Consider the following 26,433-nt stretch of genomic DNA (forward strand, 5'->3'; position numbering starts at 1 on the left):
ACAATTTAATAGATTTAATAACGTTTTTATAATAATAGAATTGTTATTATATCTTTTTATTAAAATACATCAAAATATAATTAGGTAATTAAATACTAATTGATTTTATTTGGCAAAAAATACCGCTAACCCCCTAAAACTATAAAACAATAAATGAAATCCTATTCTATCCAAGAGCTGAATGAAGTAATTAATGGTGTTATTTATGGTAATACTTCACAGAACATTACCGCAACTGAACAATTAGACAAAGCCACCAATACCGAAATTTCGTTCATTGGAAATAAAAAATACGAAAAACACTGGCAAGACTCCAAAGCAAGCGTAGCTGTTGTTAATGAAGATATTTCGATAGAACCAGGAGAAAACCGTGCATTTATAAAAGTAAAGAATGCTGATTTGGCAATGTCACAAATCTTAGCTCTTTTTGCCCCACCTACACCTATATTCCATAATAACATCCATGTTAGAGCAGTTGTAGATGAGTCTGCAATTATTGGCGAAGGCGTTCGTATTGGTGCAGGATGCTATATAGGCCCAAAAGTAAAACTAGCAGACAATGTAACTATTTACCCAAATGTGACTATTCTTGATGAATCTACTATCGGAAAAAATACTATTATTTGGTCAGGAACAGTAATCCGTGAGCGTTGTCATATTGGTAATGACTGTATCATACATCCTAATGCAACTATTGGAGCCGACGGTTTCGGATTTCGTCCATGTAGTGAAAAAGGATTAGTTAAAATTCCGCAAATCGGAAATGTAATTATAGGAAACGGAGTTGAGATTGGAGCAAATTCATGTGTTGACCGTGGTAAATTTAGTTCTACAGTTCTTGGAGATGGCTGTAAAATTGATAATTTAGTTCAAATTGGTCATAATAGTAAACTAGGTAAGTTTTGTATCATGGCTGGAAATAGTGGTTTAGCCGGATCTGTAACACTAGGAAACGGAGTTATCATTGGTGGTAGTGCCTCGATAAAAGACCATACAACTATTGGAGATGGTGCAATTGTTGGTGCAGGATCTGGAGTTACCGGAGATATTCCTGCTGGCAAAACTATGTTAGGATATCCTGCTGTAGAAGCTCGTGATGCTTTAAAACAATGGGCAATCTTAAAACGATTAGTTTGCGATTCTAAAAAATAAAACAATATTCCTCATATATAAAAAAACAGAAGTTCGCTTCTGTTTTTTTTTGCTTATAACTGTTTCTGAACACTTTACAGTTACATTTTTTAAAACAAATTAATTATACTGTTTATTTCGATCGATTTCGTAAATTAGCACACACTATTTTGTTAAAAAACTATATTATTATGGATTTAAACTTCAATAAAAACGAAGATCACAATAAACTCTTACTTTCTGAACTAAAACAAAAATTTGCCAAAGTAAAATTAGGTGGTGGCGAAAAACGCATCGAAAAACTTCATGCCGAAGGTAAAATGACAGCAAGAGAGCGAATTAATTATTTACTTGATGAAAATTCAAAAAATATAGAAATTGGAGGTTTTGTTGGAGAAGGAATGTATGCAGAACACGGTGGTTGCCCATCTGGCGGTGTTGTTGTAAAAATAGGTTATGTACGAGGAAAACAATGTGTAGTTGTTGCCAATGATGCTACTGTAAAAGCTGGTGCCTGGTTTCCTATTACTGCCAAAAAAAATCTACGCGCACAAGAAATAGCAATGGAAAACAGATTACCTATTATATATCTTGTAGATAGTGCTGGAGTTTATTTGCCGTTGCAAGATGAAATCTTTCCAGACAAAGAACATTTCGGACGTATTTTTAGAAACAATGCCATAATGAGCAGTATGGGTATAACTCAAATCGCTGCTGTAATGGGTAGTTGTGTCGCTGGTGGAGCTTATTTGCCAATCATGAGCGATGAAGCATTGATTGTAGATAAAACAGGAAGTATATTTCTTGCAGGAAGTTATTTGGTAAAAGCAGCTATTGGAGAAACAATCGACAATGAAACTCTGGGTGGAGCAACAACTCACTGCGAAATTTCGGGTGTTACGGATTATAAAGCCAAAGACGATAAAGACGCATTAGATAAAATAAAAAACATTGTAGATAAAATTGGTGATTATGATAAAGCGGGTTACAACCGCATTAAAGCAGAAAAACCAGCTTTAGATCCAAAAGAAATTTATGGTATTTTGCCAAAAGCCCGAAATGAGCAATACGATATGATGGAAATCATCAAGCGTATGGTTGATAATTCGGAATTTGAAGCCTATAAAGAAGGTTATGGTCAATCATTAATTACAGGTTATGCCCGAATAGATGGTTGGGCAGTAGGAATTGTAGCCAATCAAAGAAAAGTAGTAAAAACAGCCAAAGGCGAAATGCAATTTGGTGGAGTTATTTACTCAGATAGCGCAGATAAAGCAACTCGTTTTATTGCTAATTGTAATCAGAAAAAAATTCCACTAGTTTTTGTACAAGATGTTACTGGTTTCATGGTAGGATCTAAATCTGAACATGGAGGAATTATAAAAGATGGTGCCAAAATGGTAAATGCCGTAAGTAATTCAGTAGTACCAAAATTTACCGTTATCGTTGGTAATTCATATGGTGCAGGAAACTATGCTATGTGTGGTAAAGCCTACGATCCAAGACTAATATTTGCATGGCCAAGTGCCGAACTGGCAGTAATGGGCGGAACTCAAGCAGCAAAAGTATTGGCACAAATCGAAGCTTCTTCTTTAAAATCAAAAGGAGAAATTGTAGACGAAGCCAAAGAAGCTGAATTATTTGCAAAAATAAAAGCGCGTTACGATGAACAAGTTTCTCCATATTATGCAGCTTCCCGATTATGGACAGATGCTATTATCGACCCTCTAGATACCCGAACATGGATTTCTATGGGGATTGAAGCAGCGAACCACGCTCCTATTTTAAAACCATTTAATCTAGGCGTTATTCAGGTATAAACACATTTTAATTCTCAAAAAGATAAAATTACCCAAATCAATTTTGCAGTCCAAGAAATAACTATGTCGTTAAAAATTAGTAACTTAGTACTATTATTTTAAATAACATAATATCATGGAAAATGTAAAAAATTTAAATAAATGGGCAAATGCGCACACTTATTTACCTGTAGATTTATTACGTATTGCTTTGGGTGTATTTTTATTTATGAAAGGTGTTTTCTTCGTAACAAACATCCAATACTTACATGATTTAATATCTCCAATTGATAAATTTGGTGGCGGAATGTTCCTTTTACATTACATAGCACCAGCACACATGATTGGAGGTATCATGATTGTTTTTGGATTGCTTACCCGATGGGCAATTGGTGCACAATTACCAATCTTATTAGGAGCAATTTTAGTAAATTTTATGGGCGAAATGCATTCTCAAAATTTACTATTAGCAATTTGTGTCTTTATTGTTTGTTTATTTTTCTTTTTTTACGGCAGTGGAAAACATTCTGCCGATTATTATTTTAAAATACAACAATAACACATTAAAACAACAACATTTGTCTTATGTTATGCGTTTTTTTTCCTAAAAGGGCATATAAATTGCCTTTTATGATTTAAATTTGCAGCATGAATTGGATTCGTAAGACCATCGTATTTGTTGGGCTTTTAATGCTCTTTTTATCTGCTTATAATGCAGACAAAGTTGCTATTGACGTAATTCAACCTCAAAAAACAGATTCGAATTTCACCCACGACAGCATCCATACTTCAGCTTTTATACAACCACAAGCTGGATTTCATGTTGTAGCCGATGTAAAAACAAACTATCCGAGTCCTACTCTTAACAAATGGTTTGATACTTTTTTAATTGTAATCCCAGATTGCAAAATTCAAAGAAGTATATCCAATTTTGCAAATCAAACTTTAAATCAGAGCAAAAAAATTTCAATATTGCTCTACCCTTTCCATTATTTCTGGTGATTTAATCACATGATTCTAGCTACAGAAGATTAGTTTCTTCTACTACAACCGGTTTGCAAACTGCATTCGGTTTATTATTTCATGTTATATAATTAAATCTTAAATACAAACAATAATGGATACATCTGTAACTATAATAGGCATTGCACTTGCCATAATCACACTATTACCTCTTTATTTTTCTTTACGTTCTAATTCGTTAAACAAAGCAAAAATCAAAGCAATAAAAGAAAAACATAGCCTAAATGGAGCTTTTGATTTTGATTTAACAGAATCACAAAACAAAAGAATTCTAACTATAGATAAAAAAAACAAAGGCTTTTTAGTAATGAACTTTAATAAAGGAAAAGAAGAAGCTTCATTTATAGATTTAAATCATGTAAAATCTTGTCGATTAGTTCCTACTACCGAAGTAGACGATACTATCGTAAAAGTTGATTTTGAGTTTCAAGACAAGATATCAGGACAAAAAATTGTAATTCCATTTTACAACATTGAAGACGATCAAATAAGGCAAGTTTGCTTGCATGAAGATCAACAATTAGGTAAAAAATGGGTGCAAATCATCCAAGATTGTATTTCTAGTTAGTTCTTAATTCGCTAAAGAGGTTCTTCATGAGCCTCTTTTTTTTGGATTACATTATGATAATTATCATTTTAATCTCTTTGTATTCTAATTAATTTTGATTTCGCTTAAATAATGTGCTATGAAAAATTCGTTGATACAAAAATATAATGTTCCAGGACCAAGATACACTAGCTATCCAACGGTTCCATATTGGAATGAAAATGATTTTACTTATCAACTTTGGATTGAATCTCTACAGAGATCATTTGCCGAAAGCAATCAAAAAGACGGAATTAGTCTATATATTCATTTGCCTTTTTGCGAAAGCATGTGTACTTTTTGTGGTTGCAATAAGCGAATTACAAAAAATCATGATGTAGAGAATCCATATATAGAAGCAGTAATTAAAGAATGGAGTATATACTGCAAACTTCTTAACGAAAGACCAATAATAAAAGAGATTCATCTGGGGGGCGGAACACCTACTTTCTTCTCCCCTAAGAATCTTGAAGATTTAATAAACGGTATTTTTTCTTATGCTGATAAAGCCAAAGAACACGAATTTAGCTTTGAAGGTCATCCTAACAATACAACTTATGAGCATTTACAAAAGCTTTATAATTTAGGTTTCCGAAGAGTTAGCTATGGTGTTCAGGACTATTCTCAAAAAGTACAAAAAGCAATTCATCGCGAGCAGTCTTTTCATAATGTTGCCAAAGTAACTTTTTGGGCTAAAGAAATTGGTTATACCTCTATAAGTCATGATTTAATTTTTGGTTTACCTTTTCAGAAAGTTGAAGACATAATTGACACAATAGAAAAAACAAATTCATTACAACCTGACCGTCTTGCTTTTTATAGCTATGCCCATGTTCCTTGGATTAAAGGTAACGGACAAAGAGGATTTAGTGATGAAAACGTTCCTAAAGATGCCGAAAAAAGAAAATTATATGAAATTGGAAAACAATTATTATATAAAAACGAATATCATGAAATTGGTATGGATCATTTTGCCCTAAAATCTGACCATTTATATACTGCTTTTAAAGACGGTAAATTACATCGTAATTTTATGGGATATAGTGCATCTAAAACACAATTAATGATTGGCTTGGGAGTTTCATCTATAAGCGATAGCTGGTATAGTTTTGCTCAAAATGTAAAAAGCATAGAAGACTACTATCAATTATTAGAATGGGACAAACTTCCTGTTGTAAAAGGGCATATACTTACCGAAGAGGACCTTATTATTAGAAAACACATCTTAAACTTGATGTGCAATTTTGAAACAACATGGAGCGAAGAAAGTAATTACTTTAAAGAAATACCTGAAATTCTAATTCAGTTAAAAGAAATGGAGAATGATGGATTACTTACTATTACAAATGAAACAATAAAGGTTACTGAAACTGGTAAACCTTTTGTACGCAATATCTGTATGGCTTTTGATTTACATTTAAAAAGAAAAGCTCCTGAAACAAGTTTATTCTCAATGACTATTTAATAAAAAAAACTCCTAATGACAATTAGGAGTTTCTTGTATAAATAAGCTCATATTAGATGGAGAAAGATATGGAATCCCCAATCCTAATCCTCTCAAAATAAACAATACTCCAATAAAAATAGCAACATAAGGAATTACTTTTTGAAATTTATTTCGAGTAGATTGCGTTAAAAAGGAATTAAAATATACTACACTGGTCATTAAAGGAACTGTTCCTAGTCCAAACAAAACCATATATAGAACACCAAACTCGGCACTTTGCATTGCAATCGCACCAAATAAAGCCACATATACCATTCCGCATGGTAAAAAACCATTGAGCATTCCTATAATAAAAAGAGACTTGTAACTTTTGTTTCTAAAATGTTTTCCTAGGTTCGACTTTATTCTTGAGATAAGTCTGTAAATAGGTTTTGAAAAATTATACCTGGCAAATATGTTTTCGGGTGTTAAAACTACTATTATCATAATCACACCGATAAGAATAGATAGTTTTTGCTGGATTCCTGCCAGGAAAAAACCTTTTCCTAATAATCCAAAAACTAATCCTATCGTTCCATATGCAGTTAATCTTCCTAAGTGGTAAACTGTAACCTGTAGTGCTTTTTTTACTTGATTATGCTTATCTACTGGCAACATCATAGCAATAGGACCACACATACCAATACAATGAAAACTACTGATTAAACCGAATATAAAAGCAGAATAGAGCATTGTTTTCTATATTTAGATAATTATGCAAAAATCTTTTTAGTTAATATAAACAACTTCTTTGGTTAAATACTGTTTACCATTATATTGCCATTCCATATTAACATCCCAACGTCCTTTTATCAATTTCTTTTGAGGAATCAATAATTCAGAATTTGTTAAGGCTATTGCTGTATTAAAATCTAGTTTTTTATTTGATGGGCGGTACATTAATACTTCCCCTTTAATTTTTTTACTTTCAAAAGTATTTGGAAAAACAATTTTTACTCCATCTTTCATCGTAATAATTGTTGGTTTTTGTTTTAAATCATGCGCATTTTGAACACGCTCCATTTCTTCTCCAAAATGTGAATCATGCTTATAATACTCTTCTACAACCAAATCATTATCATATTTACTATCTGATTGTACTTTAAAAACAAAGTATAAAATGAAAGTCATAAACAATCCGAATGCAATTACAATTGCTGTTCCCCAGTTAATTTTCATAATATTGTTTTTTTTTAATTAAAACTTCTTGGCCCTAAAAAGTTTGTTGATGTTGTTTCGATTAACTTATCTCCATTATAAACTCCTATTTGAACCTTGGTTTTGTCACCCTCTAAAAGTGCTTTATCAATTTCTATAAAGAGAGTTCCTTGTGATATCCCTTGTTTTGGAACTTTAAATTTTTGATTTCCAACGTTTTTTATAGTTCCCTTTTGATCAATTAAACCAAAATGAATGTCTGTAAAATCATTCATTGTTTTATTGACTATTTTGTACGTATAAATATTACTTATCTTATCTCCTTTATGTTGAAAAAGTTGTCCTGGTAAACGTAAAACTATAGCTTGAACATCATTTCTTAAAAATAGCATTCCAACAAAAATTCCAAGCAAGATAATCAATACTGCTGTATAACCTTTCATTCTTGCAGTAAACTTAAAAGGTTCTTTTTTCTCTATTTCATCTTCAGATGCATATCGAATAAGTCCTTTTGGTAAACCAACATTTTCCATTATAGTATCACACTCATCAATACAAGCCGTACAATTAGTACATTCTAGTTGAGTTCCGTTTCTTATATCGATTCCCATTGGGCAAACATGTACACATTGTTTACAGTCGATACAATCTCCTTTTCCTGTTGCTGCTCTATCTTCTTGTTTATTATATTTAGCTCTACCTAATTCTTTTTCTCCTCGTACAAAATCATAAGCGACATTAATGGATTTATTATCCAAAAGTACACCTTGTAATCTTCCGTATGGACAAGCTATAATACATACTTGCTCACGAAACCATACAAATACAAAATAGAAAACTGCTGTAAATATCAATAATGCAATAAAGTTACTGGACTGTTTAATTGGTCCTTCCTCAATCATTAAAAATAATTGATCACTTCCCACCAAATAAGCTAAAAAAACATTGGCTATTAAAAAAGAAATCACAAAAAAAATGAACCATTTTGTTAAGCGCTTTCTAATTTTCTCTCCATTCCACTCTTGTTTTGCTAATCGGGTTTGAGCTCCTCTATCTCCATCAATCCAATATTCGATTCGACGGAAAACGAGTTCTAGAAAAATAGTTTGTGGACAAATCCATCCGCAGAAAATACGACCGAATACGACCGTGAACAATAGTATAAATACGATACCTACCAGCATCGAAATTACAAAAAGGTAAAAATCCTGAGGCCAAAAAGGGAATCCAAATATATTAAAACGACGTTCTAATATATTGAACATCATAAATTGATTTCCATTTACTTTTATAAATGGATTTGCAACTAAAATAGCTAGTAAAACATAACTAACCCATTTCCTGTATTCGTAAAACTTACCAGACGGTTTTTTAGGAAAAATAAATTTTCTGTTACCTCCTTCATCAATCGTTCCAATGGTATCTCTAAAAGCTTCGTCTGGTAAATTTGACATTGTATTATTTTTTAACTTGTGTAGTGTCTGTTTGTGTTGCAACTACTGCTGCGTCTGTTTTGGGTGCATCTTTATCTATCCAAATATCTCCTTCTGGTTCTTTCGGATCTTTAGGATTACTACCTTTTAATGATAAGATGTAACTCGATACTTTTTGTATCTCTTTCGGCTTTAACGTTCCTTTCCATGCTATCATCCCTTTTCCGTCACGTCCTCCATTAGTTACTGTATGGAAAATTTCTTTTATTCCTCCCCCTAAGATCCAATGATCATCGGTTAAGTTTGGTCCAATTTGCCCTCCTCCATCAGCTCTGTGACAAGCAGCACAATTGGTCGTGAATATTTCTTTTCCTGCAGCAATATCAGCAGCATCTGTTAGCAAGGTAACCGTTTTCTCATCCATTAAATCCGGAGCAGTTTTAAGATACTCATCAACATCTATCTTAGCTTGAGCCATTTCCTTTTGCAACTCCATTTCTTGGTTATCTGCACCAAACAACTCGTAACGTGCCATATAAACTACGGCAAAAACAATAGTAATGTAGAATAAATAAATCCACCATGGCGGTAAGTTATTATCTAACTCTTTGATACCATCATAATCGTGATTCAATAACAAAGTTCCTTCCGTTTCCATCGGTTCTGTCTTTGTTAATTTTTGCATCAAATTTTTATACCAGGCTCTTTCTTTTAAACTCAACTTGCTATCAATTTCAAGCTTAGCCTTTTGTTCATCTGTTAGCAAACTATATGTTATGCTATCTATTGCACTTACAGTAATTTCTATTGCTATTAAAAGGAAAAGAAATACAAACAAGAAGACAGAAACCATTGGGTATTTTATAAATGCTGGCCTATCACCTGAGTCTATAAAATATTCCATTGCACCAAAAACGATGAAGAAAATTAGTGGTAATCGTACATATACTGGAATTAATTTTTTCATTTTATATATTATTTTTAATTCTACAATTTAATTTTCGTCTAATGGTATATGACTCATTTCTTCAATCTTTTCTTTCTTGTATGAAAACACCCAAATTCCCAGGCAAACAAAAAAGATAAAAAATATTAGTAAGGAAAGTATTGGGAAGATCTGTACGCCCGCAATAGTTTCTAAGTTGTGTTTTACTTGTTCAAACATAATTTCTCTATTTTGAAGTCTCTTTTACTTTGATATCTGTTCCTAATCTTTGCATGTAAGCAATAAGCGCTACGATTTCTCTTTCATTCATCGGAATGAATTTCTCTCCTTTTGCCTCAGCTTTTTTCTTACTATCTGCATAACTAGCAACATAGTCTGGATCGTTTTCTAAATTCTTTTCGATTTTTAAAGCTTGTGCTCTTAATAATTTTTGAGCATTTGCTACTTCTTCAGCAGAATATGGAACTCCTAGTTGAACCATTACTTCCATTTTCTTCTGTGTCAATGAAATATCCATTGGCTTATTATCAAACAACCATTTGTATCCTGGCATGATTGAACCTGCCGATATACTTTGTGGATTCCAGAAGTGATTAAAGTGCCAGTTATCATTATACTTACCACCTACTCTTAATAAATCTGGTCCTGTACGTTTAGACCCCCACAAGAATGGATGATCGTATACAAATTCTCCCGCTTTAGATTGTGGTCCATAACGTTCAACTTCACTTCTGAACGGACGTACTGATTGTGAGTGACATCCAACACATCCTTCACGAATGTATATATCACGACCTTCTAATTCTAACGGTGAATATGGTTTTACACTTGTAATCGTAGGAATATTTGATTTTACCATAATCGTAGGTACGATTTGAATAATTCCTCCAATTAAAATAGCAATTGTAGCCAAAATTGTTAACTGGATAGGTTTTCTTTCTAACCATGAGTGGAATTTTTCTCCACGAACTCTACTACTACTAATTCTTTCTAATGCTGGTGCTTCTGCCAATTCATCTTCAATTGGGTTACCTACTCGTATTGTTTGAATTATGTTGTAAACCAATACAAACATCCCTACAAGATATAAAGTACCTCCAATAGCTCTCATCCAATATAATGGCATAATCGCTGTAACTGTTTCCAGGAAGTTTCCGTAAGTTAAAGTACCATCTGGATTAAACTGTTTCCACATCGACGCTTGTTGAAAACCAGCAACGTACATTGGTAATGTATATAATATAATTCCTAACGTACCAATCCAAAAATGGAAGTTGGCTAATTTTTTAGAAAATAAAGTACTTTTTGTCATTCTTGGTATCAACCAATAAATCATACCAAAGGTCATAAATCCATTCCATGCTAATGCTCCAACGTGTACGTGAGCAATAATCCAGTCTGTATAATGCGCGATAGCATTTACATTTTTAAAAGAAAGCATTGGTCCTTCAAAAGTTGCCATACCATAACCTGTAATTGCAACAACAAAGAATTTTAAAACTGGTTCTTCACGAACCTTGTCCCACGCACCTCTTAATGTTAAAAGCCCGTTTATCATACCTCCCCAAGATGGAGCAAGTAACATAATAGAGAAAGCAACTCCTAAATTTTGCGCCCAGTTTGGTAACGCTGAATATAATAAGTGGTGAGGACCAGCCCAGATGTATATAAAAATTAATGACCAGAAATGTATAATCGATAGTCTATAAGAATACACTGGACGGTTAGCTATTTTAGGTACAAAGTAATACATTAAACCTAAGAACGGAGTTGTTAAAAAGAATGCAACTGCATTATGACCATACCACCACTGCACTAAAGCATCCTGAACTCCTGCGTAAACAGAATAACTTTTCATTGCAGAAACTGGTATCTCTATATTATTAAAAATATGTAATACTGCAACAGTAACAAATGTGGCTAGATAGAACCAAATTGCAACATATAAATGGCGCTCTCTACGACGTAAAATTGTACCAATCATGTTGATACCCATTACAACCCAAATTAAAGTAATAGCAATATCTATTGGCCACTCTAATTCGGCATATTCTTTAGATGATGTATAACCTAAAGGCAATGAAATTGCTGCCGCTACAATAATTAATTGCCATCCCCAAAAATGTACATTACTTAAAAAGTCACTGAACATTCTGGCTTTTAAGAGTCGCTGCAAAGAATAATACATTCCTGCAAAAAACGCGTTCCCTACAAAGGCAAAAATAACTGCGTTGGTGTGTAAAGGTCTTAATCGTCCATAGCTTAACCATGAGATTCCGTCGGTAATATTAGGAAAGAGGTACATAACGGCCAATGTAAGACCGACCAGCATCCCTACTACACCAAAAAGAATGGTAGCATAAATGAATTTCTTTACAATTTTGTTGTCGTAATAAAATTGTTGCATTTCCATAATCTAGATTTGTTTTTCTGTGGTTGTTTTTATTTTATTATTGGGAGTTTTTTTGATTTCATCATCAAAAAGCATTCGAACGGAAGGAGTGTAATCATCATCATACTGTCCTGATTTTACAGCTATTACGAATGCTATAAAAAAACCAATGGCAATGATGATACTAACTGAGATTAATAAATAAATTACGCTCATAACTTAAGAAATTTGTTAAACAAAATTACTTTTATACATTCTTTTAAAATATGACATTTATCATACCTTAGCTAGTTATGTTAAATTTATGAAAAAATAACCTTTGAATTATTTATAATCATTTTAAACTACTATTACTGAAATAGTTAGATGCTAATGTTACAAAACTCACTATCGTAATAGTACTCAAAGGCATTATAATAGCCGCCACCAGAGGCAATAAGTTACCTGTAATAGCGAAAGAAAGTCCTACAACATTATAAAGTAGTGATAAAACAAAACTCATCTTAATGATTTTAATAGCGTTCTTGGAGAGTTTTAAAAAATAATTTAAACGCTGGAATTCAGTTGCATCCAGAATTGCATCACAAGCAGGAGAAAAAACATTTACATTCTCTGAAATAGATATTCCTACATTACTTTGTGCTAATGCTCCCGCATCGTTTAATCCATCCCCAACCATCATTACATTATGACCCTGGTCTTGTAGTTCTTTAATAAAGTTTAGTTTTTGTTCCGGTTTTTGATTAAAAACAAGCTCAGTTCCTTTAGGTAAAAGACTTTCTAAAGTTTCTCGCTCTCCATCATTATCACCCGATAATACTTTGATTTTATAATTAAGACTTAACTCTTTAAATAAATCCCCTAACCCTTCTCGATATTGGTTATTAAAAATATATTTACCGTAATAGACTCCATCTATTTTAATATGAAGTGATGTTTGCTGAATTGAGTTTTCTTCTTGATTTGCAACAAAAGAAAATGATCCAATCTGAAATTGATGATTTTCGATTTCCGCCAAGATTCCTTTTCCTGTTATTTCTTTAAAATCATCCAATTTTATTCGGCTTGATTCAGGCAGGAACTCATATAACATTCGACTCAAAGGGTGATTTGAAGCTCGAAGTACATTTTTAAGCATTACAAGGTTTACATCAGAAAGTGCATCTCCTTCGTATGTAATATTCGATTTTTTATTAGTTGTAATAGTTCCAGTTTTATCAAAAACCAATGTATCGACTTTAGCAAGCTGTTCAATAACTAAAGCATTTTTTAAATAAAATTTCTGTTTTCCTAAAATCCTTAAGATATTACCAAATGTAAATGGTGCCGTCAATGCCAGTGCACATGGACATGCTACAATAAGTACCGCTGTAAAAACATTAAAAGCTGTATTAGCGTCTATAAATATCCAATAACCAAAACCTGCAAACGCAATTAATAATAAAATTGGTGTAAAATAACGACTTATAGTATCGGTTATCGTCTTGTGTTTTTGCTGAACATCTTTCTGGAAAATATCATTTCCCCACAATTGTGTCAAGTAACTCTGAGAAACAGTATGCAATACTTCCATCTCTATCACTTTACCTATTTGCTTTCCTCCTGCAAAAACCTTATCTCCTGATTTTTTGGTAATAGGAACTGCCTCACCAGTTACAAAACTATAATCTATTTCGGCTTTATCACTTATCAAGATTCCATCTACTGGAATTAATTCTTGATTTCTAATTAATAATCGATCCCCTTTATCAATATCATAAATAGGAATACTTTCTTCTTTAGTATTAGGATTTATTCGGGTTACTGCAATAGGAAAATAAGACTTAAAATCTCTTTCGAAGCTTAAAAAACTATAGGTTTTAATCTGAAACATTTTCCCTAACAACATGAAGAAAATCAATCCTGTTAAGCTATCAAAAAAACCTCCTCCATAATCCATGATGATATCAAAAGTGCTTCGAATAAACATAACAATAATTCCTAAAGCGATAGGAATATCGATATTCAGCATTTTACTTTTGATACTTTTATAAGCCGAAACATAATAACCACTTGCTGAATACAAAAAACTTGGCATTGCCAGAATTAATATCAACCAACGAAAAAAGGGTTTGTAATTATCTAGCCAAAATTCTTTTACTTCAAAATATTCTGGGAAAGAAAGTAACATAATGTTCCCAAAACAGAAAAAAGCGACACCTAATTTATATGTCAAACTTCTGTCTACATTATTTTTTCCAGCTTCATAGTTTTCTAAACTTATATATGGCTCATATCCTATTGAACTTAAGGTATAAGCAATATCTTTAAAACTGATTTTTTCTGGATTATAAGTAATTCTAACTTTCTTTTCAGGAAAATTAACCTGAGAAGCACTAATTCCTGGTTTTAGACGATTTAAATTTTCTAAAATCCAAATACAAGAACTACAATGAATATGTGGAATATTTAGCGAGACAATAGCTGTTGTATCCTCTTGGAATTCTAATAACTTTACCTGAATACTTTCATTATCCAGAAAATCATATTTGCCCTGAATATCTTGTGGTGTTGCTCCTGGAGATTTTTCGAAATCATAATAACAAGTTAGGTCATTAAGACTAAAAATCTCATAAACTGTCTTACATCCGCTGCAACAAAATTCTTTTTCATCAAAAACAATTACTTCATTTTTTGGAATAATCAAACCGCAATGAAAACAATTTTGTACACTCATAATTTAACCATTTTATGCTTTTGCAAAGGTCACAAACAGCCTAGTTAAAAAACATGACAATTATCATAGCCTATAAATTACATTTTTAAATTTAATAAAATAAATTGGGAATAAACTTATAGAAATCATTTTTCTGTTATTATTATAAAAAAATAGGATAAAAAAATCATAATTATACCTAATTTTGCAAACAAATAACTTTGCTATGAATAAATGTGACCAATGTATCGTAAGACAACTTACTTCGTTAAAAGCTTTAAACAAAGATGAAGTTATAAAATTAGCTAATAGTAAAACTACCTACACTATTAGAAAAGGCGATTCTATTTTTGAAGAAGGCGAAGTTACTAATGGTGTTTTCTGTGTAAAAGATGGTATTGGTAAACTTTCTAAACTAAGCGCCAATGGTAAAGATCAAATTGTAAAGCTTGTAAAATCTGGAGAACTTTTAGGTCAACGCTCTATGATTAGTAACGAACCTGCTAATTTAAGTGCTAAAGCTTTAGATGACATGGAAGTATGTTTTATTCCTAAAACAGAAATTATCAATTTCTTTAATCAAAACAATCAGTTTTCTATGAATGTGATGAAAACAATTTGTGATGATTTAAAAGAATCAGACAATCATACTGTTTCATTAGCCCAAAAAACCGTTAAATCTCGTTTAGCCGAAACGTTATTATACTTACATGACACATTTGGCGAGAACAAAGACAACACGTTACAAATTCAACTTTCCAGAGATGAACTAGCAAGCATGATTGGTACTGCTACAGAAAGCTGCATCAGGCTATTATCTGACTTTAATAAACTAAAAGTTATTGAATTAGTTGGAAAGAAAATTGTCCTTAAAAATATTAGTGCCTTAAAGAAAATGGCCGAATAATTAAAGCTTCTTTGCTTCGTTCCAAAAAACATCCATTTCTGCCAAAGTCATGTCCATTAATGGCTTTCCTAATTCTCCTGCTTTGCTTTCAAGGTATTGAAAACGTTTTATAAATTTTTTATTGGTGCGTTCTAGTGCATCTTCGGGATTTACATTTAAAAATCGCGCATAATTAATCATCGAGAATAATACATCTCCAAACTCTGCTTCAATTTTATCTTGATTTCCAGCCTCTACTTCTACTTGTAGTTCCTGTAATTCTTCTTGTACTTTATCCCAAACTTGGTGTGGTTCTTCCCAATCAAAACCTACTCCTTTTACTTTATCTTGTATTCTGCTTGCTTTAACTAATGCTGGTAAACTCCTTGGAACACCTTCTAAAACAGATTTTTTACCTTCTTTTAGTTTTAGTTTTTCCCAGTTTTGTTTTACTTCTTCTTCATCTTTTACAACTGTATCGCTATAAATATGAGGATGACGATGAATGAGCTTTTCACAAATTTCATTACATACATCTGCTATATCAAAATCATTTGTTTCGCTGCCTATTTTGGCATAAAAAACAATATGCAACAACAAATCTCCTAATTCTTTTTTTACTTCATTCAGATCATTATCCAGAATTGCATCACCTAGTTCATATGTTTCTTCAATAGTAAGATGGCGTAAACTCTGTATAGTCTGCTTCATATCCCAAGGGCATTTTTCACGCAAATCATCCATTATATTTAATAATCTCTCGAAGGCTTGTAATTGCAGTTCTTTACTCATTTTTGAAGTAATTTTAAGTTGGTAACGAATTCATGTAAAAGTAAAAAATCCTGTCAAGAAATCATCTCAACAGGATTAAATATCGTTCAATTAATTGAAACTATTTTTTTTCAGCAGCTGCTTTAGCTTTTTTTGCTGGTGCTTTTTTTGTTTCCTCAAGAACTGGAGTTTCTTCTTTAGCTGCTGCAGGTGCAGGTGCTAAATCAGTAACTAATCCTTTTGCCTGAAGCATATTGTACCAGTTCAATACTTTTTTAATATCCGAAGGATAAACTCTCTCTTCGTCATATTGAGGTAAAATTTCTTTAAAATAAGCTCCTAAAGTAGCATTATCTTCTTTATGAGAAATAGCTGGTCCTTTGTTTTCTTTTACTGCAATTAATTGCATTACTTCAGACAAAGGTTTTTCTCCTTCGTAAGTATAAATTGAAATTTCTGACAATAAACTTACATTACTCTTTAAGCTAACAGTGATTTTTTTTCCATCAATTAATGATTCAGCTACAAATCCTGTACGCGTTTGTACTTTTAATGCGTATAAACCTGGTTTCCCAGAAATAGCTAATATTTTTTCTAAATTCATGTTTATTATAATTAGTATTAAGAATTCGGTTATTTTATTTTTTATCTAAAGAACTTCAAAAACTATCTTCCTTTTTTAGCAGCAGCAAATTTCATTCTGTATTCTTGAAAAGTTTTGCCTTCGGTGATATTTTTTAATTTCTTTTGAATTAAACGTTTTTTTAATGATGAAATTTTATCTGTAAACAAAATTCCTTCGATGTGATCATATTCATGCTGAATTACTCTGGCAATTAACCCATCAAATACTTCGGTTTTTACGACAAAATCTTCTTCACAATATTCAATTGTAATTCTTTCGTGTCTGTAAACATCCTCACGAACATCTGGAATACTCAGGCAACCTTCGTTAAAACTCCACTCTTCGCCATCTTCTTTTAATATTTTGGCATTGATAAAAGTTCTCTTAAATCCTTTTAATTCTTTTTGTTCATCTGCTGGTAAATCCTCATCATCACTAAAAGGAGTTGTGTCAATTACAAATAAACGCAAGGCCAAACCAACTTGTGGCGCAGCAAGACCCACTCCATAAGCATTGTACATTGTTTCGTACATGTTAGCTATTGTTTCTTTCAAATTTGGATGTTCTGGCGATACTGCCTCCCCAACTTTTCTTAAAACAGGATCACCATATCCTATAATTGGTAAAATCATTCTTGTTGTATTATGTATTAACGACTATTAATCCAGAATTTCATTATTCTGAATTAGGTTGGCAAAAATAGTAAAAAATAGTCAATGAATAATTCTATTAACCAGATTATCTACTTTTTGATTTCTATTTAAATCAAACTCACTATTATTACTAAATAACTCTTACAATTCTTATCTTTGCTAGTAAACCTATTTCTATGTTAGATCGCATCGTTAAATTCACAGACAGTACTTCTTTTACCAATGCTTCAAAAGTTACAATTGCATCAGTAGTTCCTGTATTGTTTTTTAACTTTTTAGGTTATTTTGAAATTGGTTTTACGATTGCTCTCGGTGCTTTTTATACTTATCCGAGTGATATCCCGAGTAATCTTAAACACAAAATAAAAGGAATTGTAGTTACTGCTCTTATTGTTTCTGGTGTTAACCTACTAGTTAATCTTGTTTATCCTTATCCTTGGCTATTTTATCCGTTTTTAGGCATATTACTTTTCTTGTCCTCTATGATCTCTGTTTACGGACAAAGAGCGACTATGGCATCATTCTCTGCCCTACTTTCGATTTCTTTATCATTTGCACATTTACACGAAGGCTGGGAAGCCGTATTACATTCTAGCTATATTTTTGCTGGTGGATTATTCTATTTAATAGTTTCACTTATCTTTCATTATATAAAACCGTATCGTTATATAGAATTACAAACTGCCGACGGAATACGATTAACTGCAAAATACTTAAAACTAAGAGGTGATTTATGGAATCCTGAAGCCGATAGAAAAAAGATTATCGAAAAACAGTTGCATCTTCAGGTTGAGTTAAACCAAATTCACGAAAATTTACGACAAGTGCTTATTGGCAACAGAGCCACTTCTGGCGATTCTAGCCAAAACCGAAAAATGCTGATTGTTTTTATAACACTAGTCGAAATTCAGGAATTGGCTTTATCGACATCATTTGACCATGATAAATTACACAAAAAATTTAGTGATCATCCTGAGGTTCTGCGTTCTTATCAAAACCTTGCTTATAAACTTGCATCGACTTTAAAAAAACTATCTAAAAGTGTTCATAAAGCCTCTAAATATATCTCGATAAATGATTTAAAAAAGGAACTTGACGGATTACAATCTGCTATTGATGTGTATCAAAATAATTTAGGAAAAATAGAAGCTTCTGAAGGGGTTTGGATGCTTACTAATATGCTGAAATATGCTCAAAAGCAAGTCGAAAAAATAAAAATCGTAGAAATGGCTTTTTCATTAGCTATTAAATCTTTTGATTTTAAAGACAAGGATAAAGAACTTGAAAAATTCCTGACTCCACAATATTATCCGATACGCACTTTAATCGAAAATTTTAGTTTTTCGTCAACATTTTTCAGGCACTCGTTGCGACTTACCATAACTATTATGGTCGGTTTTATAATTGGTAAATTACTTCCTTTCCAAAACGTATATTGGATTTTATTGACAATCGTAGTAATTATGCGTCCTGGTTATGGTTTAACCAAAGAGCGCTCTTATAATCGTGTTTTTGGTACTATTTTAGGCGGATTAATAGCCTTTGGGATTGTCTCTTTGGTACACAATCATGTAGCAATAAGCATATTTGCTATTGTCTGTATGCTTATCGGTATTTCTTTTACGCAGAGCAATTACAAAATAAGCACTACACTTGTTACCATGTATGTGGTTTTTGTGTACGGGATATTAACACCTAACATTCTTGAGGTAATTCAGTTTAGAATTCTGGATTCACTTGTAGGTGCTACGTTAGCCTTTTTGGCAAATTATTATTTATGGCCTGCTTGGGAGTTCTTAAATGCTGCATCATTTTTAGAAAAATCTATTGAAGCTAACAGAAACTATTTAAGAGAAATTGCCGAATATTATAATAAGAAAGGAACATTACCTACATCCTATCGCTTGGCAAGAAAAAATGCTTTTATAGAAATAGGAAATCTTATGACTTCTTTCCAAAGAATGGTACAAGAACCTAAATCGAAGCAAAAACAGCTTCCGCAAATAAACAAGCTTGCGGTACTAAATCATTCTTTACTTTCGTCTGCGGCATCACTAGGCACATATATACAATCTCATAAAACGACATCGGCATCTGAGTCTTTTAATTTTGTAATTGGCGTTGTTGTTTATAACTTAAATTATTCTATTGCAATCTTAAGACATGAAAGCACCGCTGAATATAAAAACAAAGACATTAATAAAGAACAACTAACTTTTCATTTTGAGGAATTAAAAAGAAAAAATTTCAGTCGATTAGAAAATGATAATGAACTCGATGATAGTGCAAGAGAAACCAAAATGCAGGAAGCCCAATTGGTAATCGAACAATTAATATGGATGACTGATTTGTCTGAAAAAATAGTAACGATTACAAAAGAGTTTATAGCACAAAATCCAGATTAAATTAATCTGGATTTTGTTTTTATTCTTATTATGTATGCCCTACTTAGTTATCTAACTTTAAAGTTGCAGCGGTATTTTTTCTAATTTCAGATAACAATTCTGGTTTATCATTTAAAGTCTGACCATAAGAAGGAATCATTGCTTTAAGCTTTTCATCCCATTCTGGTGTTTTAATTTTATCCTTAAAACATTTCCCTATTAATCCAACCATGATAGAAACTGCAGTTGAAGCTCCTGGTGAAGCTCCTAATAAAACAGCCAATGTACCATCATCTGTATTAATTACCTCTGTACCAAATTCAAGAATCCCACCTTCTTTTTCATCTTTTTTGATAACCTGAACACGTTGTCCTGCTCGCTCTAATTTCCAATCTTTAGATTTTGCATTTGGCAAGTATTCGCGTAAAGCGTTCATTCTATCTTTTGGTGATTGTCTTACTTGCTCGATTAAGTATTTAGTAAGTGGGATATTATGATAACCAGCTGCCAACATTGGCATTATATTGTCTGTTTTTATTGATAAAGGCAAATCCATATAAGATCCGTTCTTTAAAAATCGAGTCGAAAAACCAGCAAATGGTCCAAAAAGCAATGCTCTTTCTCCATTTATCATTCGTGTATCAATATGAGGAACTGACATTGGTGGCGCACCAACACTAGCTTTTCCGTAAACTTTGGCTTGATGCTGAAGAATAACTTCTGGATTAGTACATTTTAACCATTGTCCGCTCACAGGAAAACCTCCAAATCCTTTTCCTTCGGCAACATTTGCTTTTTCTAACAAAGGCAATGAACCTCCTCCTGCACCAATAAAAACAAATTTAGTATATACTTTTCTAGTTTGTCCGGTGGCTAAATCTGTGATTTTAATTCTCCACGATTTATCTTCACGCTGCTTTAATTTTTTTACTTCGTGATTAAAATGTATTGTTACACCATCTAATTTCCCAAGATAGTTAAACATACTTCGTGTTAACTCTCCAAAATTCACATCGGTTCCTATTGCCATAGAAGTTGCTGCAAATTTATCTGTAGCATCTCTTCCTTCCATTACCAATGGCATCCATTCTTTTAATTGAGCAAAATCGGTACTAAAAACCATCTCTTTAAAGATTGGATTTTTTTGTAGTGCTTCAAATCTTTTCTTAAGATAATCCACATTTTTTTCTCCCCAAACAAAACTCATGTGAGGAACACTTTTTATAAAATTATCAGGAGATGTAATTTTGTTTTGCTGTACTAAGTAAGACCAAAACTGACGAGAAACTTCAAAGGATTCAGCAATACTAATTGCTTTTTTAGGATCTATACTACCATTCTTTTCTGGTGTATAATTTAATTCACAAAAGGCTGAGTGCCCTGTTCCTGCGTTATTCCAAGCATCAGAGCTTTCGGCTGCAGCAACATCTAATCTTTCGTAAATTTCAATTTTTAAATCTGGCTGTAATTCTTTTAAGATTAACCCAAGAGTTGCACTCATAATTCCAGCACCAATAAGTACTACTTCGGTATTTGAACGTATGGTTTTGTCGGACATAGTAAGAAAATTTTAAAGTGCAAAGGTACTTCATAAAATTGCAAAAAAAAACTATAAATTTCACCTTAAAAGTTATAGTTTTCTAAAACGTTTGCGAGCTAAATCCTTTGATATTTTAAAACATTTTACGAGACAAATAGTCCTGAAGCATTATCGTTGCTGAGATTTCATCGATCAAACCTTTATTTTGACGTTGTTTTTTGCTAAGTCCACTGTCTATCATTGTTTGAAATGCCATTTTAGAAGTAAATCTTTCATCAACCCGAACCACTTTCATATCCGGAAAAATATTCGAAAAATGAGTTACAAAACCTTTTATAATTGAAGCACTTTGTGATGGCTCTCCATTCATTTGTTTTGGCTCACCTATTAAGACCGCTTCCACCTTTTCTTTAGCAAAATAATCTTTTAAAAAATCGATAGTTGTATTAGATGGAATTGTAGTTAAACCCGAGGCAATAATTTGCAGTTCATCAGTAACAGCAATTCCTGTTCTTTTTTGTCCGTAATCTATAGCGAGAATTCTTGGCATCTTATTAAATATTAATGGAACAAAGATACATAAAGTAAAAACCTTGTGCCTTAAAAAAATTAATCCGTTCTATATTCCAGAACGGATTAATTAAACTTTTTTCCAAAAAAAAAATTAAAACGATATCAAAAAAAATAATTTAAAAACCTACTAACCATCTATTTATACTAATTCACAGATTTTAAACAATCCATAAATAGAACTTTGCTCTTTAAAATATTCTTGCATATAATTTCAATTCAAAAGTAGGCCTAATTACATCCCTAATTCATGATAATTATCATCGAACAAAAGAAAGAATTAACGTATTATAGATATTTATTCACAACACTTAATAGCACACATAAATCAATTAACAATTTAAAAACCAAATAATTACAAAAAATTAAAGTTTAAAATATTTTAAATCAGAGTTATATTGTTATAAAATTAGATTGACCAAGTAATCGTAATTTGAAAAAAAAATAGTTCTTTTGCTTCAAATTTCCCACATATTATAGAAAATTACTCAAAAACAAATACCCAAATTCACTAAATACCAAATGAATAATTATAAAAATAGCATTATTTTATTTCTAAAAAGATTCTTTTTAATTGTCATAATTTATCAATTCTCTAGAGTTCTATTCTATCTTATGAACTCAAAATTATTCGAACCTTTTACATTTCAAACTTTTCTAGGAGGTCTTCTTTTTGATTTTGCAGCTATAGCTTATATAAATATTGTTTTTTTGTTAGCGCATTTGATTCCAGGAAATTTCAAATACAAACCAAGATATCAAAGCATCCTAAAAGTTTCCTTTTATGCTGTTAACCTTATCTTTATTGCTACCAACTTCATAGACATTATTTACTATCGTTTTACTGGTAGAAGAAGTACTTTTGGGATGATTACTGCCAAAGGAATGGAACACGAAGCCTTAGGTTTAATTCCTTCTTTCTTAAAAGAATTCTGGTACATCTTTGTACTATTTCTTATCGTTAGTATTATATTTTGGAAATTGATTCCGAATTTAAAAACACATTTAATACACGAAAAATCAACCAAAAAAGACTACTATAAACAATACTCTTATTTTATTCTTTCGATAGTTATAATTTTACTTATGGGACGTGGTGGGTTCCGAAAAAAACCAATTAAAATTGTAGATGCTGCAGAATATGGGGCATTAAATAATTCTGCATTAGTCTTAAATACCCCTTTTTGCATCTTAAAATCTGCTGTTAAAAAAGAAGATATTGAGAAAGTAAATTATTTTAATGAAAAAGAGTTAGCTTCAATTTACAACCCTGTCATTTCTTTAAAATCAAGCGAACCAACTATTAAAAAGAATGTAGTCATTTTAATTTTGGAAAGTTTCGGTAATGAAAACATTGGTCGTGGACAAACTCCTTTCTTAGATTCTCTAATAACAAAATCGTACTACTTTAAGAATGGGTTTGCAAACGGAAAAGTTTCAATTGATGCCGTTCCATCCATTCTTTCAAGTATTCCTAGTTTAATGAATAACTCTTTTATAACATCTAGTTACTCTTTAAATAAAATAAATGGTCTTCCTAAAATTTTCAAGAAAGAAGGCTATACTACTTCATTCTTTCATGGTGCCTTTAATGGTAGTCAGAACTTTGACCAATATGCTCAAGTAGCAGGATTTGACCAGTATTTTGGAAAAGACCAATATACAGGAGAAGAATCTTTTGATGGTAAATGGGGGATTTTTGATGAAGATTTTCTACAATTTTACGCTGCTAAATTAACTTCGTTTAAACAACCTTTCTTTAGTTCGTTATTTACCATTTCTTCTCATAGCCCATATACTATTCCAGAAAAATACAAAGGAAAATTCCCTAAGGGAACTACTGAAATTCAAGAAAGCATAGCATATACTGATTTTGCATTGCGAAGATTTTTTGACACAGCAAAAAAACAAGGATGGTACAAAAACACACTATTTGTTATTTCTTCTGACCATACTTCGTCTGGAGGAGATAAAGATATTGACAAAACTAATATTGGAAAATTCCACATTCCGATTTTGTTTTTTGATCCATCTAATCCTGAATTAACAGGTGTTAACGAAAAAAACTTTCAGCAAATTGACATCATGCCTAGTATTCTAGATTACTTAAATATAAAAACTGACATGGTTAGTTTTGGTAAAAGTTATAAATCTAAAGAAAACTATGTGGTTTATTACCTTCAAGGAACATATCATTACATCAAAGATGATTATTATCTTGCCTTTGCAAATAATAAAACAATTGGATTATATAACTGGAAAAATGACCCTTTATTAAAAAACAATTTGATGCTAAAGGATAAAGCTAAAGTTGAAGAGTCTGAAAAATTCTTAAAAGCATACATACAATCTTTCAATGAAAGAGTAGTCAATAATAAATTAGCGATTTAATAATACGAAAAAGGAAAGAGGTTTTAAAACCTCTTTCCTTTTTTTGTTTAATTATAATTCTGCACAGTCTGATTTAGATAACCACATCAATATTTATACATAAAATTATCTAGAATCAGGAAATAAAGTCAATAACTACCAACCTATATTCGCAAGAAAAGGGTCTAACCTTAATTAAAAAGTTAAACCCCATTTATTTTAAAAACTTAAGGCTTTTAATTACCCTGCTTATATCCTATCTACCAAAAAAACGACTAAAGAAACCTCTTTCCTCCTCTTCCTCTACATGAATCTCCGTTTGTTGATTTGCAGACTGTGCTTTTTCATGTTCGTACATTAATTCTTTAATATACTCAACATAAGTTCGTTTTTTCTCTTCTAGAAATCCAATCAAATATTTCTCACTAAATTCCATTCCACTAGCAGATTCTATTTGAAGCAACTTTTTGTACAAAGGTTCAATATGCATCGCGATTACTTCTTGTGGCACAGAACGTCTGCGTCCAAAATAATTTGCTATTGCTCCATTTGAATCTTTTGCAATTTCAAAATCGGTAACAACCCAATAATATCTTCCAGATTTAGCTAGATTTTTAACAACAGCATGAAAGTTATTTCCTTTTTTAAGATTTTCCCATAATACTTTAAATATCACTCGTGGCATATCTGGATGTCTTATGATACTATGCGGTTGCCCCATTAATTCATAATCTTCATATCCGCAAACATCAACAAAAATTTCATTGGCGTATTCGATAATCCCAAATGGGTTTGTTTTACTCATGATAACTTGGGTTTTATCCCAAGAAACTTCTTTATCAATTGGTGTAGGTCTGTGAAACGACTCGTTTTCTTGATTCATTGTTAATATACTAATTAAATTATTGAATTCAATCAATTTAAAATCACCTTATGTTGTTGTTAAATTGTCTTACAAAAGTAATTTTATAAGAAAAGTTAAAAATTGATATTTATCAGGGAATAAGATAAAAAATATTTTATGTAGGAAAAATTATTTAAAATAAAAAGACTTAATCTTATACAACAATAAAAAAATAATATTTTTTTATAAAAATGTTACTATAAAGAAATGAGGGTTGTTTTAAAAAAAAATCGAATTATATTTGCCTAAAATCTTTAGTACTATGAATCCTTTACAAACTATTATAGAACAAGCTTGGGAAAACAGGGCTTTGTTACAAGAAACTACAACAACTGATGCTATCAGAGAAGTTATTGAACTTTTGGATACAGGAAAATTACGTGTTGCAGAACCAGTTGGTGATGCTTGGCAAGTAAACGAATGGGTAAAAAAAGCAGTTGTAATGTATTTCCCTATTCAAAAAATGGAAACTTTAGAATCTGGTATTTTTGAGTATCATGATAAAATGTTGCTAAAAAAAGGATATGCCGAAAAAGGAATCCGTGTAGTACCTAATGCTGTAGCGCGTTATGGAGCTTATATTTCTAGCGGTGTTATCTTAATGCCTAGTTATGTAAATATTGGCGCATATGTAGACGAAGGAACTATGGTAGACACATGGGCGACTGTAGGAAGCTGTGCTCAAATTGGTAAAAATGTACACTTAAGCGGTGGTGTAGGTATTGGTGGAGTATTAGAACCTTTACAAGCAGCGCCTGTAATTATAGAAGACGGAGCATTTGTAGGTTCTCGTTGTATTGTTGTAGAAGGTGTACACGTTGGGAAAGAAGCTGTTTTAGGAGCAAACGTATGCTTAACTGCTTCTACAAAAATTATCGATGTAACTGGAGATACTCCTGTAGAAATGAAAGGATATGTTCCTGCTCGCTCAGTAGTTATTCCTGGAAGTTATACCAAAAAATTTGCTGCTGGAGAATTTCAAGTTCCATGTGCCTTAATTATTGGTACTCGTAAACCATCTACAGATTTAAAAACGTCATTAAATAATGCACTTCGGGAGTACGATGTTGCAGTATAATAT

The 26,433-nt window shown here is 31.8% G+C and carries 24 protein-coding genes; 10 read left to right on the plus strand and 14 right to left on the minus strand.

The window, feature by feature from the left end; all coding sequences use genetic code 11:
• The first annotated feature begins 153 nt into the window (after window positions 1–153).
• From lpxD to hemN, 6 genes are all read left to right on the plus strand, one after another.
• Window positions 154–1,152, plus strand: coding sequence for a UDP-3-O-(3-hydroxymyristoyl)glucosamine N-acyltransferase (gene lpxD / locus AC3IPI_RS21470; RefSeq protein WP_039115069.1), 999 nt, complete (start codon window positions 154–156; stop codon window positions 1,150–1,152).
• Window positions 1,153–1,322: 170 nt separating this feature from the next.
• The gene (locus AC3IPI_RS21475) at window positions 1,323–2,951 is read left to right on the plus strand and encodes an acyl-CoA carboxylase subunit beta (protein ID WP_039115071.1); all 1,629 of its coding nucleotides are present in this window, start codon (window positions 1,323–1,325) and stop codon (window positions 2,949–2,951) included.
• Window positions 2,952–3,066: 115 nt separating this feature from the next.
• The gene (locus tag AC3IPI_RS21480; protein WP_489155618.1) at window positions 3,067–3,489 is read left to right on the plus strand and encodes a DoxX family protein; all 423 of its coding nucleotides are present in this window, start codon (window positions 3,067–3,069) and stop codon (window positions 3,487–3,489) included.
• Between the two features lie 89 nt (window positions 3,490–3,578).
• The gene (locus tag AC3IPI_RS21485; protein ID WP_039115077.1) at window positions 3,579–3,932 is read left to right on the plus strand and encodes a hypothetical protein; all 354 of its coding nucleotides are present in this window, start codon (window positions 3,579–3,581) and stop codon (window positions 3,930–3,932) included.
• Window positions 3,933–4,047: 115 nt separating this feature from the next.
• Entirely contained in the window at window positions 4,048–4,521 is a 474-nt protein-coding gene (locus AC3IPI_RS21490) for a hypothetical protein (protein ID WP_039115078.1), read from the plus strand.
• A 118-nt stretch (window positions 4,522–4,639) separates the two neighbouring features.
• Complete coding sequence (hemN, locus tag AC3IPI_RS21495; protein WP_489155621.1) at window positions 4,640–6,004, plus strand: oxygen-independent coproporphyrinogen III oxidase; 1,365 nt, start codon at window positions 4,640–4,642, stop codon at window positions 6,002–6,004.
• Window positions 6,005–6,016: 12 nt separating this feature from the next.
• Here hemN and AC3IPI_RS21500 read toward each other — a convergent pair whose 3' ends face one another.
• From AC3IPI_RS21500 to AC3IPI_RS21535, 8 genes are all read right to left on the minus strand, one after another.
• Window positions 6,017–6,718, minus strand: coding sequence for a sulfite exporter TauE/SafE family protein (locus AC3IPI_RS21500; protein ID WP_489155623.1), 702 nt, complete (start codon window positions 6,716–6,718; stop codon window positions 6,017–6,019).
• Window positions 6,719–6,754: 36 nt separating this feature from the next.
• Window positions 6,755–7,204 carry a FixH family protein gene (locus AC3IPI_RS21505; protein WP_489155625.1) on the minus strand — a complete coding sequence of 150 codons (450 nt, stop codon included), beginning with the start codon at window positions 7,202–7,204 and terminating at the stop codon, window positions 6,755–6,757.
• Window positions 7,205–7,218: 14 nt separating this feature from the next.
• Window positions 7,219–8,637, minus strand: coding sequence for a cytochrome c oxidase accessory protein CcoG (gene ccoG / locus AC3IPI_RS21510; RefSeq protein WP_086895258.1), 1,419 nt, complete (start codon window positions 8,635–8,637; stop codon window positions 7,219–7,221).
• Between the two features lie 4 nt (window positions 8,638–8,641).
• Window positions 8,642–9,583: a cbb3-type cytochrome c oxidase N-terminal domain-containing protein gene (locus AC3IPI_RS21515; protein ID WP_489155627.1), complete on the minus strand. Its 942-nt coding sequence runs from the start codon at window positions 9,581–9,583 to the stop codon at window positions 8,642–8,644.
• A 27-nt stretch (window positions 9,584–9,610) separates the two neighbouring features.
• On the minus strand, window positions 9,611–9,781 hold the full coding sequence (locus AC3IPI_RS21520) for a CcoQ/FixQ family Cbb3-type cytochrome c oxidase assembly chaperone (RefSeq protein WP_082001838.1): 171 nt from the start codon (window positions 9,779–9,781) through the stop codon (window positions 9,611–9,613).
• Window positions 9,782–9,788: 7 nt separating this feature from the next.
• Entirely contained in the window at window positions 9,789–11,975 is a 2,187-nt protein-coding gene (ccoN, locus tag AC3IPI_RS21525; protein WP_409416984.1) for a cytochrome-c oxidase, cbb3-type subunit I, read from the minus strand.
• A 3-nt stretch (window positions 11,976–11,978) separates the two neighbouring features.
• On the minus strand, window positions 11,979–12,170 hold the full coding sequence (gene ccoS / locus AC3IPI_RS21530) for a cbb3-type cytochrome oxidase assembly protein CcoS (RefSeq protein WP_039115094.1): 192 nt from the start codon (window positions 12,168–12,170) through the stop codon (window positions 11,979–11,981).
• Window positions 12,171–12,288: 118 nt separating this feature from the next.
• Window positions 12,289–14,670, minus strand: coding sequence for a heavy metal translocating P-type ATPase (locus AC3IPI_RS21535; RefSeq protein ID WP_489155631.1), 2,382 nt, complete (start codon window positions 14,668–14,670; stop codon window positions 12,289–12,291).
• Between the two features lie 205 nt (window positions 14,671–14,875).
• On the opposite strand from AC3IPI_RS21535, the gene AC3IPI_RS21540 reads away from it, so the two are divergent.
• Window positions 14,876–15,556 (plus strand): Crp/Fnr family transcriptional regulator, encoded by a 681-nt coding sequence (locus AC3IPI_RS21540; protein WP_035621253.1) that lies wholly within the window; start codon window positions 14,876–14,878, stop codon window positions 15,554–15,556.
• Here the strand turns inward: AC3IPI_RS21540 and mazG are convergent, their stop codons facing one another.
• From mazG to def, 3 genes are all read right to left on the minus strand, one after another.
• Window positions 15,557–16,327: a nucleoside triphosphate pyrophosphohydrolase gene (gene mazG, locus AC3IPI_RS21545; protein ID WP_489155634.1), complete on the minus strand. Its 771-nt coding sequence runs from the start codon at window positions 16,325–16,327 to the stop codon at window positions 15,557–15,559. It abuts the gene before it with no gap.
• A gap of 100 nt (window positions 16,328–16,427) precedes the next feature.
• Window positions 16,428–16,910, minus strand: coding sequence for a DUF5606 family protein (locus AC3IPI_RS21550; RefSeq protein ID WP_039118789.1), 483 nt, complete (start codon window positions 16,908–16,910; stop codon window positions 16,428–16,430).
• 62 nt (window positions 16,911–16,972) lie between these two features.
• Window positions 16,973–17,563: a peptide deformylase gene (gene def / locus AC3IPI_RS21555; RefSeq protein ID WP_035621249.1), complete on the minus strand. Its 591-nt coding sequence runs from the start codon at window positions 17,561–17,563 to the stop codon at window positions 16,973–16,975.
• A gap of 197 nt (window positions 17,564–17,760) precedes the next feature.
• On the opposite strand from def, the gene AC3IPI_RS21560 reads away from it, so the two are divergent.
• A complete protein-coding gene (locus tag AC3IPI_RS21560; protein ID WP_489155637.1) occupies window positions 17,761–19,989 on the plus strand; it encodes an FUSC family protein in 2,229 nt (742 codons plus the stop codon).
• A gap of 43 nt (window positions 19,990–20,032) precedes the next feature.
• On the opposite strand, the gene AC3IPI_RS21565 is transcribed toward AC3IPI_RS21560, so the two are convergent.
• Together AC3IPI_RS21565 and ruvX are read right to left on the minus strand one after the other, a co-directional pair.
• Window positions 20,033–21,526 carry a malate:quinone oxidoreductase gene (locus AC3IPI_RS21565; protein WP_039118791.1) on the minus strand — a complete coding sequence of 498 codons (1,494 nt, stop codon included), beginning with the start codon at window positions 21,524–21,526 and terminating at the stop codon, window positions 20,033–20,035.
• Window positions 21,527–21,641: 115 nt separating this feature from the next.
• Entirely contained in the window at window positions 21,642–22,058 is a 417-nt protein-coding gene (ruvX, locus tag AC3IPI_RS21570) for a Holliday junction resolvase RuvX (protein WP_039115109.1), read from the minus strand.
• A 635-nt stretch (window positions 22,059–22,693) separates the two neighbouring features.
• On the opposite strand from ruvX, the gene AC3IPI_RS21575 reads away from it, so the two are divergent.
• Complete coding sequence (locus AC3IPI_RS21575) at window positions 22,694–24,469, plus strand: LTA synthase family protein (protein ID WP_489155640.1); 1,776 nt, start codon at window positions 22,694–22,696, stop codon at window positions 24,467–24,469.
• 235 nt (window positions 24,470–24,704) lie between these two features.
• Here the strand turns inward: AC3IPI_RS21575 and AC3IPI_RS21580 are convergent, their stop codons facing one another.
• Complete coding sequence (locus AC3IPI_RS21580) at window positions 24,705–25,331, minus strand: PAS domain-containing protein (RefSeq protein ID WP_489155642.1); 627 nt, start codon at window positions 25,329–25,331, stop codon at window positions 24,705–24,707.
• 283 nt (window positions 25,332–25,614) lie between these two features.
• Between AC3IPI_RS21580 and AC3IPI_RS21585 the strand changes: the two genes are divergently transcribed.
• Window positions 25,615–26,430, plus strand: coding sequence for a 2,3,4,5-tetrahydropyridine-2,6-dicarboxylate N-succinyltransferase (locus AC3IPI_RS21585; protein ID WP_039115113.1), 816 nt, complete (start codon window positions 25,615–25,617; stop codon window positions 26,428–26,430).
• Window positions 26,431–26,433: the final 3 nt, after the last annotated feature.

Source organism: Flavobacterium sp. GL_143 (genome assembly GCF_057834355.1).